Here is a 17,865-nt window from a genome sequence, read left to right as displayed (position 1 = left end):
GGCCGGCTCGCGTGAGCCGGCCCCATCGTTTCACGCCGCCTTGCGCCCCTTCAGCCACGTGCAGCAGTTTCCGCCGCTGATGAGGCATGTGAACATCCGCGATACCGGGCAATAGCCCAGAGCACCCAAGGTCTTGAATCCAGCCACAAAGACCAGGATGCGCCACATGGATTCCGAAGCGGAGGCAGGGCCGTAGTTGAGAACAAGCCATGGAACCCCCAGCGCGAACGTTGCCACGGATTGAGCCAAACGCATCCCGCCAACATCCAGCATTTCGCTGGGTGAGGGGATCGCCCGGTCGACGGTCTGCGTCCACAGCCAGATCATGGGGGCGTTGCGTATTGTGAGGATCGCGCTGGCCGCCATGATGAGCGCTGCTGCCAAGATGAAGGCCTCAACCCGCCAGATGACCCCGATCCATACCATCACGGTTACCGACCACCGGCAGAATCGGAAGCCGTTCCGTGAAACCGATACAGGTTCATAACCTATCATTTCCGTCTCCTCAGTCAAAGCCATGCCGAAAGACGTCGACAACACAAGCGCCGAACGCAATGAGCGGAAAGACCGCGGTGGCGACGATTCCAAGCGTTATAAAGGGTCTCTTCGCTTGAAAGGCCGCCAAGAGCGACACAGCACCGGCGATGACGGCCATCAGTCCCCACGCGGTGCTTTCCCTCAGTATCAGATAGATACAGGCCTCCACCGCCGTGATTCCCAGAAATCCGATGAAGAAATCGCCAAGCTTAGTCCGGTTCACCACTGTACCCCGCTGAGTAATAGCGTGCAGGCTCCAAAGGCGAGCGCGGGAAACACGATGGACATTACCATCCCTAGGACAATGTACGGACGCTGCCGGGCGACCGCCCAAATACACAGTCCAATCGCGACGACGATGCCGACCGGTAATACCTCATCACCAAACCCTACCGCAGGCATCAGGATTGCCATCAATGCCCCTGTCAGATAGATCCCGACCAGGCCAATGAAGAAGTCAGCTGCTTTGGACGGTTTCATATGGTGCTACCTCATGAAGTGGTGGATGATTGGCGATGCGTCCGATCGTCAAGTAGTAGCCCACCACGCCGATTGAGACAATTTGCGCGAGTGTCAGGCCCGCCACGGTTCGCGGCTCGAACCGCAGAAACTCCACGGCAAACCGGAACGAGAAGTACGCGAGCATGAACGTGCGGAACATAGCTCCCGGTGACGGATGCCGACGCGAAGCGCGTACGAGCCACGCGAAGAGACCGAACGCAAACAGTGATTCGTAGAGCTGGGTGGGGTGCCGGCGGATGCCGTCGCCCAGGTCCAGGCCCCACGGCAGCGAGGTTGGGACCCCGTAACAGCATCCGCGCAGCAGACACCCGATGCGGCCGACAGCTAGAGCGAGGGCCATTCCGACCGCGAACAGGTTGCCGGACCTCTCGCGCATTCCCAGCCAGGGACGCGTCAGAGCCACTGCCGCCGTTCCGCCGATGAGCCCGCCGACGATTGTTCTGCCGGAGAGCCACGCCAGTGGGGAGTGCGCCGCCGCTACTTCACAGTAATGCATCACCCACACCGGCGCCTTCGCGCCGAACACCCCTCCGACCAGCGCCGCCATGATCAGGTAGGCTGAACGGTCCCCCAACTCAGGTTGCTTTCTCGCTGCCAGCCAGTAAGCGATGAAACCGGCGACGATGGCCAGCAGGACGAACGTTTCGTACGACGGCACGGCTAAGCCGCCCGCGTGAAACAGGACGGCCCGAAGTCCCCAGTTTGACGGAAGCGCGTCTGGGTTCATGGCCGTACCTTTCGCCAGATGCGGGGGAATAACCGCCCCACGCGCGTCTGATAGCTGGCGTATTCCGGGAATTGCCGCGCCAACAGCTGTTCCTCCAGAGATGCGCGATACTGCATCGCGGGAACGAAGATCAGCATCGTCGCCGCGAGTGCTGCGCCATTCTGGTACACGAGCGAGGCGCCAACGAACATCCAGATCAGGGAAGCATAAAGTGGGTGGCGCACAAGGCCGAACACGCCTGTGCTCACCAGCGTTTGGTCTTCGTACACGGTCACCTGGTTCGCCCAGTTGCCTCCAAGCCTGATTCGACCGAGAACGTTCACGATGCCGCCCGCGGCAACGAGCGCCGCCCCCGCTGCGGCAATGCCCGCCGAAATAGCGTTCGAGAACACGCGAAAGTCGCCAATGTGCCGGTGAATCAGGACGTAAACGGCGAGCAGGAAGGCCAGCATCGACGCGGTTGCCACGGGACTGCGGGTCCGCACCTTGACGGCGCCGCTGTCAGCCGCCAGCGCGAAATTCAGCGCCACGGCAGTCAGCACCAGGGAAGCGCAGAGCGGCACGATCAGGCGCGAAACGAATATGACGGTTTCAGCGCTCATCGGCATTTCCCCCGGTGAAACAGGTTGTACGCCGAAAATGGGATGCGCCGCCCGTCCGGCGTCAGCACGTGAACGCATTCCATCTGCATCGACTGGAGGTCAAAGTTGTAGCGATCGAGGAACGAAGTGACCGTTACGCGGAAGAAGTTTTCGGTGGTGAATGCGACCTTGTCCTTTGCCCTGGCGGCTCGTCGTGCAAGCGGAATCAACGGGATGAGGTCCTTGACGGCGGCGATGCACGAACACGTCTGTCCGCAACAAAACGATTCGGATATCCGGGCCAGCGCATCTTTCGGGAAGAACGCCAAGGTGTTGCCGGTCTCGGTAAGGTACTGGCGCAGATCGGAACGCCGTGCCATCGGCACGAACCGCCCGCCTTGCCGGTACAGATAAGAGAACGCGACCCGGTTCGGATCGCACGGCAGCGGAATGAAATCATCCGGGCGAAGCATTCCGTTCGTCTGCTCCTTAATCCTCTTGATCACGCCCGTCAGTGTGACCCGGCCGCCCGAGGGCCTTTGGTCCGCGTTTCCGAAATAGGCCAGAGGCTGGAAGTTGATGCCCCTCACCGCCGGAGAGGAGAGTCCGAATTCGATAATACGTCCAAGCTGGTCATCATTCACCCCGGCCTCGACGGTGTTGACGAGTGTTGCCGGCACTCCGGTCGCGGCCAGGCGATCGAGCGCCCGCTGGTGGGTGCCGGTGCGGTCCGTCCCTCTGAACGCGCGCGATGCCTTCGGATCGAAACCGTCGAACTGGAGGTATATCTCAAACCCTCCGTGGAATTCGGCCAGTGATTCGGCAAAACCCGGTTCTTCCGCAAGCCGGATCCCGTTCGTATTGAGCATCACATACCGGATGCCTTTGTTTCGCGCAAGTCGGATGATATCCACAATCTGCGGGTGGGTCGTTGGTTCACCGCCGCTGATCTGGAGTATCTCCGCATTGCCGCTTTCGGCTTCGAGATATGCATCGAGCATTTTGCCGATGGTCGCCAGATCGAGGACCGTGTTGCCGCCCGCACGGGCGTAGCAGATGGGGCAAGCGGCGTCGCAGGCGTTTGTCACCTCAATGAGGCCGATGCACGTGTGCTGGGCGTGGTCGGGGCAGAGCCCGCAGTCATGCGGGCACCCGAGCCTGATCTCGGTGTCAACGCTCGACGGCGTTGGAGGGGCGCGGTAATCGTCGCGGCGCATATAGAACTTCGCGTCCTCTTCCAGCAGTTCCTCGTGGGGCCCGTGGGCGGGGCAGCGCTTTAGAAGGTGCACGGAAGTTCCGCGGCGGACAATCCGGGCGGGGACTGTCTCCGCGCACACCGAACACAGGCTGGTTGTCACGCTGTCGAATACGTCCTCGTTCCGGTGCCGTGCCATAGTTGCGCTCCGTTTCCGATCCCGCATGTATGATGTGCCATCTAGCGAGCGGCCGCCCACTTTTCGAAACCCTGCTGCCGATGATAACCACTCCGCGACCGCTTCGAACTGATCAGCTATTATCGGATTCAGGATGCGCTCTTTGTTCGCGCGATGGTGTAGTACCAAAGTCACTGTTTTGCGCCCGGGCCCAACGGGGAGGACCGGGACACGCCACGGGCGGATGCTATACTCAGTTACAGCGATGAACGAGTTTTGAGTAGTAAGGAGAATCATCGAATGGCGAAATCAAACGAGCAGAAAACCAACGGTTCCGACAAACAACAGGACACCGAAGCGACCCCAGTTATGTACCTGGACGGCAAAATGGTCCCGGTGGCCGAGGCTAGACTGAGTGTCCTGGACCACGGCTTCCTCTACGGCGACGGCCTTTTTGAGGGTATTCGCGCGTACGGAGGGAAGGTCTGGAAACTGGACGAGCACCTCGATCGCCTCTACAATGGCGCCCACGTGCTGATGATTGACCTCCCCATCACCAAGAGGCAGATGCGCGACGCCATCCGGCAGACGCTTCGGGCGAACGGGCTGTCGGATGCGTATATCCGCGTCACCGTTACTCGTGGTATCGGACTGGGCCTGGACCCGAAGAACATCGCGAACCCGACCGTGGCGATCATGACCAGCAAGCTGTCACTCTATCCTGTCGAGATGTACGAGCACGGGTTGGAGGTGGTCACGGTATCGTCACGCGTCCCCCGGCCGGACAGCCTGGAGGTGCGCGTGAAGAGCACGGGCAAGTATGTGGCGAATATCCAGGCGAAGCTCGAAGCGAACCGCCAGGGGGCCGGCGAGGGCTTGCTGCTGAACGGTGAGGGCTATGTGGCCGAAGCCACGGGCGACAACATCTTCATCATCCGCGGCGGCAGGATCATGACTCCGCCGGCCAGCGCCGGCATACTGGAAGGCATCACCCGCGCGACGGCTATCGAAATCGCGAACACCTCGGGGTACCGTGTGGAGGAGATGAACCTGAGCCTGTTTGACGTCTACACCGCCGATGAGGCGTTCCTCACGGGCACAGGGGCGGAAATGATCTCGATGTGCAAGCTGGATGGCCGCCTGATCGGTAACGGTAAGCCGGGCCCGATCACTAAGAAGTTGATCGCCAAGTTCCGGGCGCGTACTAAGAGCGAAGGCGTACCGATCGAGGACTGAACGGTGGAGGCCGGGAGTCGGGACCCGGGCGCGGAATGGCGCCGGCCGTGGAAAGCGCGTCCCTGGCCGCAGGCTGACAGACTCCTATGGACTCATACGGCACAACTTGGTGCGAGAACTGCGGGCAGCGGGCGGCCGTGGCCGAAGTGTCTTCTGCGGACAGCGCGAGGCCCGCACGCCTTTGCGCCGAATGCGCCGCCGAGTGGGAGTCCTCGGGGCATACCTGGGCGTCAGGCGCGGGCGATCTGCTGGCCCGGCTATCCAAGCCGGGCGAACGGGAATCGCTCTCGTGCCCGCGCTGCGGGTTCGACATCGAGGATGTGGTACGCCGCGGCCGGGTTGGCTGCCCGGAGTGCTATGGCGCGTTTGAGCCCGTGATCAGCGAGCTGCTCTCCAAGGCGATGCCGAATCCCACTCACGGCGGAAAGCGTCCTCGGGCCTGGCGCAACGGGCGTCCGGGAGGAATTGCCCCCGCGCCCCCGAGGACCGATCTTTGATACGCCTGACCGATGAGGCCGCCGTCAGTCTGATGCCTGCGTGGGTTTCGACGCGCGGGCCAGAGGGCGATGTCGTTTTCACCACGCGTATGCGCCTGGCGCGCAATGTCGCGACGGCTCCCTTTCCCGGCCGGGCAACACTTCAGGAGCTGGCGGCAGTCGCCGAAACATGCAGCGCTCCATTTGAGGCTTCCCAGGATTTCGCGGATTTCCGGATCGCCCACGTAGCCTCGCTGAATGAGGTTGCCAGGCGCACGTTGGTTGAGCGCCACCTCGTGAGCACCGGAATGGCGGAGTACCCGGAGCACCGACTGGGCATCATCAGCCCCACCGGGACGCTCAGCGTGATGATCAACGAGGAAGACCACGTACGGATGCAGTGTTTTCTGCCCGGGCGCGATGTGCGTGAAGCGTGGCGCATCCTGGACGCACTGGACGATTGGCTGGCCGGCCATCTCCCGTGGTGCTACTCGCCGCGTTACGGCTATCTGACGACGCATCTCGCGAACGTCGGCACCGGTCTGCGCGCATCCGCGATGCTTCATCTGCCCGGCCTTCAACTCATTGGCAAGCGCGACGAGACGCTGCGCGGGGCCGCCAACATGGGCGTGGCGGTCCGCGGACTCTACGGCGAAGGGTCGGAAAGCGCCGGGGACGTTTTTCAGGTTAGTAACCGTTTTGCGCTCGGTCCGTCAGAGGATGAGATCGTCAGCAGAGTGGACTCAACGGTGAAATTCCTCGTTGCGGCGGAACGCGAAGCACGTAATCAACTGTTGAATGTAGATGGAGAGGGAATTGCGGATGCGGCTTCCCGCGCCTACGGAGTTTTGAAGTACGCAAGGCGCATCAGCACCGCCGAAGCGTTTCAGTTGCTGTCCCGGTTGAAACTGGGGCTCGACCTGAAACTCGTGAACATTGTCAGGCGAGCGGTCGTCCAACAGTTGTTCGTGCTAGTCCGTCCGGCGTCGTTGCAGGCGATTTCCGGGATGGCACTGCGGCCCGAGCAGCGGGATCGGGCTCGCGCGGACCTTGTGCGAGAGGCTTTGACGAGCGGCAAGTAGTTCCCGGTGACGGCCATGCGCAAGCGGGCGGCGCCGGGTATAATATACATGTGGGGGATGGCTCGAAACGCAAAATGCGTTCGTCGCGCCAGGCCAGGTTGAAGGGATATTCTGCAGCATGTGGCAACGATTTACAGAACGGACACGGCGGGTCATTTTCTTCGCACAGGAGGAGGCGGCCCGGCTTGGCGAAAACTATGTGGGCACAGAGCATCTGTTGCTCGGTCTCGTCCGCGAGAATGACAGTGTGGCCGCCCGGATTCTGGAGCGGTTGGGCGTCAATCTCGGCCGGGTTCGGCAGGAGATAGAGCGCCAGGTTGCCAGGGGCGACGGCCGCCTGGGCCAAGAGATGCAGTTGACGCCGCGCGCAAAGCGCGTCATCGACCTTGCGTACGAGGAAGCGCGCCAGCTCAACAACAATTACATCGGAACGGAGCACCTGCTGCTCGGCCTTGTCCGCGAGTCCGACGGCATCGCCGGGCGTGTTCTCGCGCGCCTCGGTGTCGACCTGGATCGCACCCGGCGCGAAGTCCTTTCACTGCAGGACAATGAAAACGTGGTCGCTCAGGCCAAGACCAGAAGCCGCACTCCCACGCTCGACGAGTTTGGGCGGGATCTTACGGACCTCGCGCGCAACGATAAGCTTGACCCGGTGGTAGGGCGAACCCAGGAGATCGAGCGCGTCATCCAGATTCTGAGCCGACGCACGAAGAACAATCCCGTCCTCATCGGTGAACCGGGGGTCGGCAAGACGGCCGTGGCGGAAGGGCTGGCGCAGCGCATCGTCACCGGCGATATCCCCGAGCCCTTGAAGGACCGCCGTATCGTCAGCCTCGACCTGGCGGGCCTGGTTGCCGGCACCAAGTATCGCGGTGAGTTTGAAGAGCGGATGAAGCGCGTAATGGAGGAAGTTCGTCGGGCTGCCGGCGAGGTGATCTTGTTTATCGACGAACTCCACACGCTCGTCGGGGCGGGCGCGGCCGAAGGCGCGATAGACGCATCCAATATCATGAAGCCGTCGCTGGCGCGGGGCGAAATGCAGTGCATCGGCGCCACCACGATGGACGAATATCGCAAGTACATCGAAAAGGACGCCGCCCTTGAGCGCCGCTTCCAGCCGGTTCAAGTCAAGGAACCGAGCGTTGAGGATACCATCGATATCCTGCGCGGCATCAAGGACCGTTACGAACAGCATCACAAGGTGGAAATCCGCGAGGACGCCCTCATCGCCGCCGCGAAACTCGCCGACCGCTATATCAGCGATCGCTTCCTCCCGGACAAGGCCATCGACCTGATCGACGAGGCCTCAAGCCGCGTGCGGCTTCAGGTGACCCTGCCGCCGGCCGACCTCCGCGCAGCAAAACAGGCTCTGGAGGCGGTCCGAAAGGAACGCGCCGGCCTGCCGTCACACGCCGCGTACGATCGGGATCCCGAACTCCGCCGCAAGGAATCGGAACTGCAGGATAAGGTGGACCAGCTGGACGAGGAATGGCGGGAGCGCCGCCAGAACGCGCCCACGGTGGTCGGCGAAGACGAGATTGCGCACATCGTCCAGAGTTGGACCGGTATCCCGGTGACGCGTCTGGTTGAAACCGAGATGGCGAAACTGCTCCGCATGGAGGAAGTGCTGCACGAGCGAGTCATCGGCCAGCACGAAGCCATTGTGGCGGTTTCCAAGGCCGTCCGCCGCAGCCGCAGCGGACTCAAGGACCCGAAGCGCCCCATCGGCTCGTTCATCTTCCTGGGGCCAACCGGTGTCGGCAAGACCGAACTCGCGCGCGCCGTCGCCCAGTTCCTCTTCGATTCGGAGGATAAACTCATCCGGATCGATATGAGCGAATACATGGAGCGGTTCGCTGTCAGCCGGCTTGTCGGCGCGCCTCCGGGCTACGTGGGCTATGACGAGGGCGGCCAATTAACGGAAGCAGTCCGTAGGAACCCGTACTGTGTCGTCCTGCTGGACGAAATCGAGAAAGCGCACCCGGATGTCTTCAACATCCTCCTCCAGATCATGGAAGATGGACGGCTCACGGACAGCCAGGGCCGCAGCGTGGACTTCAAGAACGTGGTCCTGATTATGACCAGCAACGTGGGCGCACAGGAGATCATGGACAACAAGTCCATGGGCTTCCGCGGCGGCCGTCCGGCCGAGGCTCAGGAGCCCAAGCGCTACGAAAGCATGAAGAACCGGGTAATGGACGAGCTGAAGCGCACGTTCCGCCCTGAGTTCCTGAACCGCGTGGACGAGGTGATTGTTTTCCACCAGTTGACACGGGAAGAGATCCACCAGATCGTGGACCTGCATGTTGGGCGCGTCACGAAGCAGTTGGCCGGCCACGGCATGACGATCACGATGACCGACGCTGTCCGCGAACTGATCGCCAACGAGGGTTACGATCCGCATTACGGCGCAAGACCGATCCGCCGGGCGGTCCAGCGCCTCATCGAGGATCCGTTGAGCGAAGAGGTCCTGCTCGGCCGATTCGGCGAGGGCGATACCATCGTGGCGGAACTGGACGATGACAACCACGTCCACTTCGCCCGCGGGGGCGAGGAGGCCAAGGAGCCGGTTGCGGTGGCTGCAGCCTCCTCAGTCGCGGTCGTTGAGCCGCCCGTGGAGCCTGAGCCGGCGCCGGAGCCGCCCGAGGAACCGACAGCGCTGTAAGGCGCAGGGTTCCATCGTTGGTTAGTTGAACAAGATGGAGGTTGGACAAATAGCGTCCAACCTCCATCTTCGTTCTCCCACGTTGCCGGGCGGCCTCTTAAGAGAGAGACCGCCCGCTTTTTGATGCTGGAGGTTGATGGATGGATGTGGAATGATGCCATTGGCCCGCGCGCCACTTGTCATGCGCGGCACTCTGCTTCCAGGAGGGAGCAATCTATGGCACCATCGCATCGATTTTACTCAACGACGGCCATCGTCGCCGTCACTCTGTGCACCCTCGCCTCGCGTTCTCTCGGCGGCCTTTCGCGCGTCAGCCAGGACAGTGGCATGGGTGGGTGGAACTTCGCCAGCGGAGACGTCATGGGCGGCTCGTTTGCGCCCATTTCCGTCAGCGCGGATGGCCGTTACGTGGCGTTCGTCACCGACGCCGAGAATCTGCACATCCATTCGAACAGCCCGGGAACGGTGGCAGTGCTGCACGATATGCAGACCGGCCAGAATACACTCGTGACGCCAACCTCGGATGGGCAGCCCTTGAACGGAGGGATCGACAGCGTTTCCGTGTCCGCGGACGGACACTACGTGGCGTTCGCTTCGTGGGCCAGTAATTTAGTCGCCGGCGATACAAATGGGTCGCAAGACGTTTTCGTTCGAGACATATGGTTGGGCACAACGGCCCGCGTGAGCGTGCCGGACAGCGGCGGAGAGGCCAACGACGACAGTTGGAGCACGGCACGATGTATCAGCGCGGACGGACGCTACGTAACGTTTCTTTCGCGGGCCACCAATATGACCGCCGCTCCTGATACAAATCAGGATAAGGACATCTTCGTGCGCGACCTTCAGGCGCGGCGTACCTACCTTGTCAGCAAGTCCACCGCGGGCATTCAGAGCAACAGCGGGTCTGAGGAGCCCAACATCACATCGAACGGACGGTACATCACGTACTTCTCATTCTCGGACAACCTTGTGCCCGGCCTCACCGGACAGATCCCCCGCGTCTACGTTCGCGACACCGACCCCACACAGAACACGACGTCGCTCGTCGCCACGGGGGTGCTCGGTTCTACTTCCTATGACGGCCATTACGTCGTCTACACAACCTTGCCCGGTACCGTTTCGCCCTGGGGGCAGGTGTACGTTCACGACATGACGGCGGGCACGGACAAGGCGGTCAGCGTCGCGCCCGATGGGGTGACCCTCGGCAACAGGGATAGCATCGTCGCCTGGATTAACGACAGCGGCCGGTATGTTACTTACACTTCCAAAGCGCGAAACCTCGTGGCCAATGACACAAACGATGAGGCGGACGTCTTCATGCGAGACCTGCAGACTAACGTCACGACAAGGCTCAGCGTTGGCGTGGATGGACTGCAGGGAAACAGATCCAGCGGGTACGGGTATCCCTCATCCGATGGACGGTACGTCGCATTCGTAAGCGCGTCCGAGGACCTTGTGCCGATGGATTTCAATGAAAAACCCGACATATTCATCACCGGACCGTTGTTCGCTTCAGGGTTCCAGGCCCGGGATGTAGCGGCCGCGGCGGCCATCGTCGGAGGCAAGAAGATTGCCACCGCGCAGGAGATGGCAGCTTACAACGTGGTGAAGACCGGCGCCGGGGCAAATAAACTCGACATATCTGACGCCGTCCGCATCGCGCGGATTGCGGCCGGCCTGGACTCGATGCCCTAACGCTTCCGCCTGGATCGAGTGTGCAACGTGATGCCGGGCAGCCCTTAACGCAAAGGGCTGCCCGGCATCATTCAGCTCTCTTGGGCCTCGGAAGCTATACTGCGATGACTCGGGCTTCGCGGGCTTCCAGTGTGATCGGCCCGGCGCCCTCCAAAGCGGAGACTTGCACCGTGTGCACGGCATCATCGAGGTTGCAGATCGCCACGGCGGTCCGGCCGTCCTCCGCGCGCCACAGAGTGGCCATGACGGCCTGTATTTCCAGGTTGTAGGTTCCGCCGAACGAGCCGGGCGCCTCCACGTTCACGGGCGGGTTGTCACCATATACCTCCACCGGCGCGAGGAACTGGCCGTACAACAGGAAATCGTGCGCGTCCCGCCGCGCGTGGCACAGCGCGCGCAGGAACTCTGCACTCAAGGCGGCGTCCGGCGCCATCACCTTCTCAGCGTCCACCCAGCCCAGTTGTGCGCCCCAAAGGAACGCCCGGGCCATCTTCGCGCGGAAGCTGACGGATTCGACGGCCTCCGTCTTGGGAATGTACTGAAATCCGAAGGTCACCGCGTGCCCCGCGTAGATGACGGGGAACAGGGGGATGAGCCTGCCCTCGTTGGTCGGCGTGTTCACAACGAGGAGGGCATCGAACTGGTCGATCCAGCATTCCATATTCTCCTCGGTGGTGAGGATGCCGTTCGAAGGGAGGTTGGCGTGCGCCTCCGCGATCAGGCGGCGGTATGCATCCACCCAGAAATGGCCTCCGCCGGGCGCGTGGGGATGCCCCATTGCGAAGCAACGCTCCGCCTTGGCGGCCGCGATCTGGTCCACGTAGACGCCATCTACGCCGATCTCATCCACGAGACGTTTGACGAGTCCGCTGACGGTGCCGCGCCAGCCGTCCGTGCTGGGGCACATCACGTTTAGAGGCACCTCCGAGGCATACACTTCCGTGTAGGGATTGCCTTGTTCGTCCCGTGCCGCCCAGTCCTGCCCGCCGGATTTCCACGTCTTCGATTCGGGATCGCACAGCCTGCCGTTGATGTACGGCATCACGTGGAAGCCGTCGGCCTGCGCCTCCTTCACACCGTCCGCGAATCCGGCTTTGGCCGGGAAGTATTCCGGGTACAGTGTGTCGTAGGGAATCTGGTGCCATCGGTACCAGTGCAGCGAGATCGGCACGTCGAAGAAGGCGGCTGCTTTTCGGCACCACTCCACGTTGGCCCTGGTGGCCGCGATGCATTCCGCATCATCGTCGGTCCACGGCGTTTCGCCGGGTTTTAGCCAGAGCTCGGTGTCTATAAGCCATTGTGGCAGGGGACGTCTCGAAACCGGGCCTGCTTGAGCCCAGGGTGCCGTCAGGGCGAAGGGGCGGTACAGATTGGCAGCGTCAACATATCCACCCTCGAAGGCGCCCAGCGATATCGCGTAGCCGAGTGTGTATTCCGACCCGCCGATAGCCGGGAAGTGGGCAACCTCCAGCGTGAGGGAGTCCCCGTCGGCGCGGGCGCGGAACGCCTTGTGGTTTGCCGCGGGATCGTGCGTACCGATGTAGACTCCCCCAGCGGCGCCGCAGAGGGCCAGGAACTGCATCGTGGACTGCCATGACGGGTAGACCAGTTCCAGCTCCATGCCGGGAGTGACCTCGCGTTCGATTCCCCAGCCAGTGGGCGTCGCCAGGCGCATATCGTCCGTGCGGGACAGCCGAACCAAGGGGAAGACGGCCTCGGCGACGCTCCACCCATCGGGCAGCGTGGCGGACAGCGACAGGCTCGGCGTGCCTGGGGTGTCTGTGTCCACCTGAACGCGGACGGCAGCTTCGCTACCGCCAAGGGATAGCATCCACGTGAAGGCGGCGCTCCCGGTATCGCGTTGAACGTCGCCCAGACCGGCGGCGTCCGCAGATACGTCGAGTGTGGCGCCTTCCGGGGTGCGCAGGGAGAGGGTCCACAGCGGGCACTCAGTGTCTGGTGGCCCGATGTACGTGCCGATCACCGAGAGCCGGAGCCGGCCCTCTTCCAGAGCTAACGCCACATGCCGGAGACCCTTGCCCAGCCGGATGGTTCTGTTCGATATCATAGTGTGACTTCGGAAACCCTTTCCCTGTCGCGGTCACCGTCGGTTATCGCTTCGGCTTTCCCGTTTCGTCGTATTTGTTGAAGTTGAAGATGTACTCCCACCAGTTGTTGAGGCGTCCGTCGGCGTTGACTCCGGCTACGTGCGGCACGCGGGTGAACCACCAGTTGAGGTAGTTGCGCTGCCAGTCGGGGCCGCCCCAGGTGTCGCGGTTGACGGGCTTCTTCGCGCCGGTGAGGTTGGGGTAGTTCAGCCAATCGTCAGCGTCGCTTTGAACGGTGCGCGGGTTGCCGTAATCGTAGTCGTGCTCAGCGTTGGGCGGCCAGTGGCATGTGCCAACGGCGGCGACGCCGTTGCTCTGTTTGTCGTTCGCGGCAAACCGTGCCCAGTTGTTCGTCAGTTCATCCACCTTCCAACCGCCGTACACTCGAGCCATCGTGCTTTCCGTGCGGTGACAGAGGTCGTGGACCATTTCGGCCACGCCACGCTCATAGTTGAAGCCCATGATCGCGAAGGCGCGCTTGGATGGCACCTTGTCGTAGACTTCACCGTTGATGTAGAACGACCCGGGCCCGGCCATGGCGGACTCATTGTAGCCGAAGTAGGGTGCACCGAAGAACCAGACCTCGTCGATCTTTCCGCTGTCGATTAACGGCAGGATGCCGAAATCCTGGAAGGTTTTCGGGTAGTCGGCGGTGTCCGGGTCGTGCCAGCCTCCCTTGGCCTTGCGGCAAGCCATATAGGACTCAGGCGTGTACTTGAAGCCGTCGATCTTGGTGTGAAAGTCGTTTATCTCTTTCCACGTGACGATTTTGTAGTTCACGAGGCCGTGGCTGGATTTCCTGATGTCCGAGATGTATCCGTCGGCCAGCTTCCGCGGGTCGTTCCACCCGCAGACAATGTGCAGGGGTTTGTTGCCCTCGGCAGGGATTCGAGGGTCGAAATTCAGCGCCATGACCTTAACGGTAATGGGCTTTGGCGCAGCGTGAGCTGCGGAGAATGCGCTGCACAACAGCGCGGCGGCTCCGATCGCAACGGTTCGCATGCGGTGGCTCCTCTTTGGGACGGCGCGTATAGTCGCGGCACGGCCGCGCGGCGTCCCTCCACCAACAGGGTACTGTCAATGCGTCCGCCAAAGGAAACAGGAAACGGCCATGTTTACGGCGCAGATCCCGCCTCAGGCCCGCGTTGGCGGCCCGGCGAGTTGCCACAACAGTATCGCGCTCGCACCGAGCGCGAGGAGATTAATCCCAATCAACGTAGCGCCCGCCGGGCCGAAGAAGGGTGGGGTTTGCTCAGCTACGCGATCGCCAATCCAGATAAAGAAGTCGCTTCGGAAGCCTCCGGCTACGCCGAGTCGCAAATTGGCGCCTGTCATAGACGCGATAATCCTGGCAAAAGGCCCGATAAGGATGTGGTATGCCAGGAGAGGAGCGCCGAACTGGAAGACTTGCAAGCCCTGCACCACGAAGGAGAGGGCAATTCCACGACGCGATCCCATCCAGAGAAGGCACCCGCCGTAGACCGCGGACCCGAATACCAGCGTCATCAGCATAATAAATATGCCGACAGTCTCGATGCGGCTGAGCGCGACCAACACCAGGCCTAAGGCGCCTCCAATGATCTCTGTCAGCGCGATCACGCGGTTCCAGGCCGCGAGGCGACGTACGTGCCGGAGGTTACTGATCTCCGGATTGGTAGCGGGGTCCCAACACGTCTGGTTCATCGTCGTTCTCCGGGGCGTTGCAGAATCGACTGACAACGCCACTTCGCGGCATGTCATGTGATATCACGTATTACGTGCTATTGTGTGAGCAAACCACGATGCCATGCCAACTTGCTATGATCCAGCGCCAAACGGAGATCCACTATGCAGAGCCTCGCAGATATTGCCGGCATTCACGATGCTTTTGTGTCGACAGACAGCCCCTTCCAACGCCGTGCCCGTATCCTGCAGGCTATCTGGCGTGAGGCGAGAGATTACCCTATCGGTTTGCACAGAGGTAAGCCCTTGGGCTCACGGTTGGCGATGCCGTTCGCGGAGGAAACGCTGGTCAACTACCTGACGCCCGCAGCACAGGCGGCTGTGAGCCGTGAGTTATACAATGCCCGCCGCGAGGGCAAGCTCTTCGGGTATCCGCGAATCTTCAACGACCTCCTGTCCAGCCAACCGCTCTGCATCAACCTGTTCGCCCCGTTGCAGGCGGATCCGGCGCTAGCGACGGCGGTGTTTCGAGACTTGTCCGATGGCCGCGTCAAAGAGGTCATTCGCTTCGAATTCGAGCACTCTCCCGGACGGGGGGACGCCCGGTACAGCGCGGACAACTCAGCGTTCGATGCGTACTTCGAATACCTCAACGGCAAGGGGCAAAGAGGCTGCGTGGGGATAGAGGTGAAGTATCACGAGAACATGGCGGGCCAGGCAGCGAGGCACCGGCCCCGGTATGATGAGGTGGCGGATGCGATGGGCTGCTTCCGGAAGGAGTCACTGGTAGCCCTTCACCAACAGCCGCTCCAGCAGTTGTGGAGGGACCATCTTCTCGCCGGCAGCCTGGCGCTTGCCGACGGATTCACGGAAGCACTCTTCGCGGTCGTCGCTCCTCGAGGCAATACGGCATGTGGAAAAGCCGTGACGGCGTATCGCGAGTGCTTGTGCGATTCACGCACCTTCACTGCGTGGAATATCGAGGATGTTGTGTCCGCCATCGAACGGCACACAGCGGACCGGTGGCCGCTGGAGTTTAGGGAGAGGTATTTGAATTTCGCCCGCATCGACGACCTCAAAGCATGACGACGCCGACCAAGCTGGTCGCTCACTAGTCAAGTATTCTCCGTCGCGCCAGATCGATAAGGGTGTGGACGCTCGATCCTATGCGGCGGGGACCAGTTCGTCCCGAAGCACGCGCCGAAGCAACTGCTCAAGCGGTTCCCCTCGGTTTGCTGTATGCTCGCGGAGCGCGGCGTTGATCAATGCCGAATAATCTCCGCCACCGTTGGCGTGGACCTGTTGCCGGAGCCGATCCAGCACGTCCTCGTCAATGACAATTGTGAGCCGGGTCTTGCCGGCGTCAAGTTCAGTTACTGCCCCTCTGCGACCCCCGCTGAAATTGTACTCCGTCTTTTCCCTCATGACTCTTCCGCATACCGGATGCGCTCCCGGCGCGTCGCTCGAGGTGCGGAAATCACGCGGATTATCTCTGCAAGGCGCCAAGTTTAAACCACCACGAGGATGCGACCCAGCGAGTCCTGACCAATAGTGGCCTACTGGGCTTCCGCGTAGCTCTCGTCTTCGATCGTTATCGCGTGCGGATCAGTGAACACTGCGACGGCGTCAGGAAAATCTACACCATGTTTGACGCGGTTGGCGCTTGCCTTACGTTCATCCCATTCGTACTCAACGCTCATTTGTACAGGTGGCCGCGTTCTGGTCCGCCCACCGCAAAGCTATCGGCTTCCGCGCTCAATCGCCGCTACGCCTCCGTCAGCTTCCGGAGGTCCAGAACCTTCTCAAGTTCCTCGCGGGTCATGTAGCCCTTCTCCTCGGCAAGCTCGATGATTGTCTTGCCGGTCTTGAGCGCTTCCTTTACCAGTTCCGCGGCCTTGGCGTATCCGATGTACGGATTCAGGGCGGTGGCGACCGTGGCGGATTTGTGCGCGTACATGAGGCAGCGTTCGGCGTTCGCCGTCACGCCCTCGATGCAAAAGCGGGTGAACACGTCCAGCGCATTGGTCATGATGCGGATGCTGAACAGGATGGCGAAGGCCATGCCGGGCATCATCACGTTCAGATCGATCTGACCGGCCTGGGCGCCCATCATCACGGCGGTATCGTTGCCGATCACCTGGAAGCACGCCTGATTCAACATTTCCGCCATGCTCGGGTTGATCTTGCCCGGCATGATGGAGGAGCCCGGCTGCACCGGAGGCATGCGGATTTCATCGAGTCCGGTCATCGGGCCGGAGGAAAGAAGCCGGAAATCGTTGGCGATACGGATGCAGGTGACGGCGAGTGTGCGCATGGCCGCGGACAGGTCCAGCACGGGGGTCTGATCCTGCATGGCGTGGATCAGGTCCGCGTTGCTGCTGAGTTCGAGGTCGGTGTATCCGTTGAGATATTCCACGACTTTAAACGGGTACAGTGGCCCGGCGTTCAGACCGGTGCCGACGGCCGTCCCGCCGATGCCCAGGACCTTCACTCGAACCGCCGCCTCCTCGATCCCGTCCTTCGCCTTGGCCACGGCGTTTGCATATGCCGCGAACTCCTGGCCCAGTCGGATGGGCACGGCGTCCTGGAGGTGGGTGCGCCCGGACTTCACGATGCCGTCGAACTCCACTGCTTTGGCGTCGAGCGCCGCGATCATCGCGTTGAGGGCAGGGTAAAGGTCTTTCAACGCGAGGAGTGACGCGATGCGCATTGCCGTCGGAAATACATCGTTCGTACTCTGCGCCATGTTAACGTGGTCGTTCGGATGGACCGTCGTGTAAGCGCCGCGCGGTTCGCCCAGCATCTCGCTGGCGCGGTTGGCGAGGACCTCGTTCGTGTTCATATTGTGGCTGGTGCCGGCGCCTGCCTGGATCGGATCGACAACGAACTGGTCGCGCAGGGCCCCGCCGAGGATTTCATCGGCGGCGGCGATGATCTTCTCCGCCACTTCAGGTTTCAGGCGCCCGAGGTCGCGATTCGCTTCGGCGGCGGCCTTCTTGATGAGCACAGTGGCTTCGACCAGCTGCGGGAAGGGCTTCAAACCGGTGATGGGGAAGTTTTCCACCGCCCGCTGGGTCTGGATGCCGTAGTAGGCGTCCGCCGGTACCTGCTTCTCGCCCAGTGAGTCTTTTTCCGTTCGCATTTCCATGAGTGGTAATCCTTTGCCTTCCAGCACGCGCGAAGCGTAGCGGGTGAATCCCT

The 17,865-nt window shown here is 61.8% G+C and carries 18 protein-coding genes; 6 read left to right on the top strand and 12 right to left on the bottom strand.

Features of this window, described 5'->3' with window-relative positions; genetic code table 11:
* Positions 1-30 precede the first annotated feature (30 nt).
* From VGM51_14575 to VGM51_14550, 6 genes are read right to left on the bottom strand one after another with little or no spacing between them, the layout of a single operon-like run.
* Positions 31-495, bottom strand: coding sequence for a DUF4395 family protein (locus VGM51_14575; protein ID HEY3414262.1), 465 nt, complete (start codon positions 493-495; stop codon positions 31-33).
* A gap of 10 nt (positions 496-505) precedes the next feature.
* Positions 506-760 (bottom strand): hypothetical protein, encoded by a 255-nt coding sequence (locus VGM51_14570; protein HEY3414261.1) that lies wholly within the window; start codon positions 758-760, stop codon positions 506-508.
* On the bottom strand, positions 757-1,017 hold the full coding sequence (locus VGM51_14565; GenBank protein HEY3414260.1) for a hypothetical protein: 261 nt from the start codon (positions 1,015-1,017) through the stop codon (positions 757-759). The genes VGM51_14570 and VGM51_14565 overlap by 4 nt, the downstream gene beginning before the upstream one ends.
* Positions 995-1,786: a prolipoprotein diacylglyceryl transferase family protein gene (locus VGM51_14560; protein HEY3414259.1), complete on the bottom strand. Its 792-nt coding sequence runs from the start codon at positions 1,784-1,786 to the stop codon at positions 995-997. Before VGM51_14560 ends, VGM51_14565 begins: the two co-directional genes overlap by 23 nt.
* Positions 1,783-2,388 (bottom strand): isoprenylcysteine carboxylmethyltransferase family protein, encoded by a 606-nt coding sequence (locus tag VGM51_14555; protein ID HEY3414258.1) that lies wholly within the window; start codon positions 2,386-2,388, stop codon positions 1,783-1,785. Before VGM51_14555 ends, VGM51_14560 begins: the two co-directional genes overlap by 4 nt.
* Positions 2,385-3,761 (bottom strand): radical SAM protein, encoded by a 1,377-nt coding sequence (locus VGM51_14550; protein HEY3414257.1) that lies wholly within the window; start codon positions 3,759-3,761, stop codon positions 2,385-2,387. Before VGM51_14550 ends, VGM51_14555 begins: the two co-directional genes overlap by 4 nt.
* Positions 3,762-4,040: 279 nt before the next feature.
* Between VGM51_14550 and ilvE the strand changes: the two genes are divergently transcribed.
* From ilvE to VGM51_14525, 5 genes are all read left to right on the top strand, one after another.
* Complete coding sequence (ilvE, locus tag VGM51_14545; GenBank protein HEY3414256.1) at positions 4,041-4,976, top strand: branched-chain-amino-acid transaminase; 936 nt, start codon at positions 4,041-4,043, stop codon at positions 4,974-4,976.
* Positions 4,977-5,062: 86 nt separating this feature from the next.
* Complete coding sequence (locus VGM51_14540; protein ID HEY3414255.1) at positions 5,063-5,473, top strand: hypothetical protein; 411 nt, start codon at positions 5,063-5,065, stop codon at positions 5,471-5,473.
* Entirely contained in the window at positions 5,470-6,534 is a 1,065-nt protein-coding gene (locus tag VGM51_14535) for an ATP--guanido phosphotransferase (GenBank protein HEY3414254.1), read from the top strand. The genes VGM51_14540 and VGM51_14535 overlap by 4 nt, the downstream gene beginning before the upstream one ends.
* 118 nt (positions 6,535-6,652) lie before the next feature.
* Positions 6,653-9,199 (top strand): ATP-dependent Clp protease ATP-binding subunit, encoded by a 2,547-nt coding sequence (locus VGM51_14530; GenBank protein HEY3414253.1) that lies wholly within the window; start codon positions 6,653-6,655, stop codon positions 9,197-9,199.
* 216 nt (positions 9,200-9,415) lie between these two features.
* Positions 9,416-10,894, top strand: coding sequence for a hypothetical protein (locus tag VGM51_14525; GenBank protein ID HEY3414252.1), 1,479 nt, complete (start codon positions 9,416-9,418; stop codon positions 10,892-10,894).
* Positions 10,895-10,988: 94 nt separating this feature from the next.
* Here the strand turns inward: VGM51_14525 and VGM51_14520 are convergent, their stop codons facing one another.
* The 3 genes from VGM51_14520 to VGM51_14510 all read right to left on the bottom strand — a co-directional run bounded on the left by VGM51_14520 (position 10,989) and on the right by VGM51_14510 (position 14,685).
* Entirely contained in the window at positions 10,989-12,962 is a 1,974-nt protein-coding gene (locus VGM51_14520; protein ID HEY3414251.1) for a DUF6259 domain-containing protein, read from the bottom strand.
* Between the two features lie 43 nt (positions 12,963-13,005).
* Positions 13,006-14,004: a hypothetical protein gene (locus VGM51_14515; protein HEY3414250.1), complete on the bottom strand. Its 999-nt coding sequence runs from the start codon at positions 14,002-14,004 to the stop codon at positions 13,006-13,008.
* Between the two features lie 132 nt (positions 14,005-14,136).
* Entirely contained in the window at positions 14,137-14,685 is a 549-nt protein-coding gene (locus VGM51_14510; GenBank protein ID HEY3414249.1) for a hypothetical protein, read from the bottom strand.
* Between the two features lie 144 nt (positions 14,686-14,829).
* Here VGM51_14510 and VGM51_14505 point away from each other — a divergent pair, with 144 nt between their 5' ends.
* Entirely contained in the window at positions 14,830-15,750 is a 921-nt protein-coding gene (locus VGM51_14505) for a hypothetical protein (protein HEY3414248.1), read from the top strand.
* A 78-nt stretch (positions 15,751-15,828) separates the two neighbouring features.
* Here the strand turns inward: VGM51_14505 and VGM51_14500 are convergent, their stop codons facing one another.
* From VGM51_14500 to VGM51_14490, 3 genes are all read right to left on the bottom strand, one after another.
* Complete coding sequence (locus VGM51_14500; GenBank protein ID HEY3414247.1) at positions 15,829-16,089, bottom strand: BrnA antitoxin family protein; 261 nt, start codon at positions 16,087-16,089, stop codon at positions 15,829-15,831.
* 131 nt (positions 16,090-16,220) lie between these two features.
* Positions 16,221-16,364 (bottom strand): BrnT family toxin, encoded by a 144-nt coding sequence (locus VGM51_14495; protein HEY3414246.1) that lies wholly within the window; start codon positions 16,362-16,364, stop codon positions 16,221-16,223.
* Between the two features lie 65 nt (positions 16,365-16,429).
* Positions 16,430-17,812 carry an aspartate ammonia-lyase gene (locus VGM51_14490; GenBank protein HEY3414245.1) on the bottom strand — a complete coding sequence of 461 codons (1,383 nt, stop codon included), beginning with the start codon at positions 17,810-17,812 and terminating at the stop codon, positions 16,430-16,432.
* Positions 17,813-17,865 lie beyond the last annotated feature (53 nt).

The organism is Armatimonadota bacterium, assembly GCA_036504095.1.
Classification (GTDB): Bacteria; Armatimonadota; DTGP01; order JAKQQT01; family JAKQQT01; genus DASXUL01.
This window is presented reverse-complemented; position numbering and strand designations above follow the sequence as displayed.

Bases quoted from the DNA above. Each gene is read 5' to 3' on its own strand.
- VGM51_14530 (HEY3414253.1), top strand. From the start codon at position 6,653: ATGTGGCAACGATTTACAGAACGGACACGGCGGGTCATTTTCTTCGCA.
- VGM51_14490 (HEY3414245.1), bottom strand. From the start codon at position 17,812: ATGGAAATGCGAACGGAAAAAGACTCACTGGGCGAGAAGCAGGTACCG.
- ilvE (HEY3414256.1), top strand. From the start codon at position 4,041: ATGGCGAAATCAAACGAGCAGAAAACCAACGGTTCCGACAAACAACAG.
- VGM51_14500 (HEY3414247.1), bottom strand. From the start codon at position 16,089: ATGAGGGAAAAGACGGAGTACAATTTCAGCGGGGGTCGCAGAGGGGCA.
- VGM51_14525 (HEY3414252.1), top strand. From the start codon at position 9,416: ATGGCACCATCGCATCGATTTTACTCAACGACGGCCATCGTCGCCGTC.
- VGM51_14575 (HEY3414262.1), bottom strand. From the start codon at position 495: ATGATAGGTTATGAACCTGTATCGGTTTCACGGAACGGCTTCCGATTC.
- VGM51_14510 (HEY3414249.1), bottom strand. From the start codon at position 14,685: ATGAACCAGACGTGTTGGGACCCCGCTACCAATCCGGAGATCAGTAAC.
- VGM51_14495 (HEY3414246.1), bottom strand. From the start codon at position 16,364: ATGAGCGTTGAGTACGAATGGGATGAACGTAAGGCAAGCGCCAACCGC.
- VGM51_14550 (HEY3414257.1), bottom strand. From the start codon at position 3,761: ATGGCACGGCACCGGAACGAGGACGTATTCGACAGCGTGACAACCAGC.
- VGM51_14565 (HEY3414260.1), bottom strand. From the start codon at position 1,017: ATGAAACCGTCCAAAGCAGCTGACTTCTTCATTGGCCTGGTCGGGATC.
- VGM51_14555 (HEY3414258.1), bottom strand. From the start codon at position 2,388: ATGAGCGCTGAAACCGTCATATTCGTTTCGCGCCTGATCGTGCCGCTC.
- VGM51_14560 (HEY3414259.1), bottom strand. From the start codon at position 1,786: ATGAACCCAGACGCGCTTCCGTCAAACTGGGGACTTCGGGCCGTCCTG.
- VGM51_14505 (HEY3414248.1), top strand. From the start codon at position 14,830: ATGCAGAGCCTCGCAGATATTGCCGGCATTCACGATGCTTTTGTGTCG.
- VGM51_14540 (HEY3414255.1), top strand. From the start codon at position 5,063: ATGGACTCATACGGCACAACTTGGTGCGAGAACTGCGGGCAGCGGGCG.
- VGM51_14515 (HEY3414250.1), bottom strand. From the start codon at position 14,004: ATGCGAACCGTTGCGATCGGAGCCGCCGCGCTGTTGTGCAGCGCATTC.
- VGM51_14520 (HEY3414251.1), bottom strand. From the start codon at position 12,962: ATGATATCGAACAGAACCATCCGGCTGGGCAAGGGTCTCCGGCATGTG.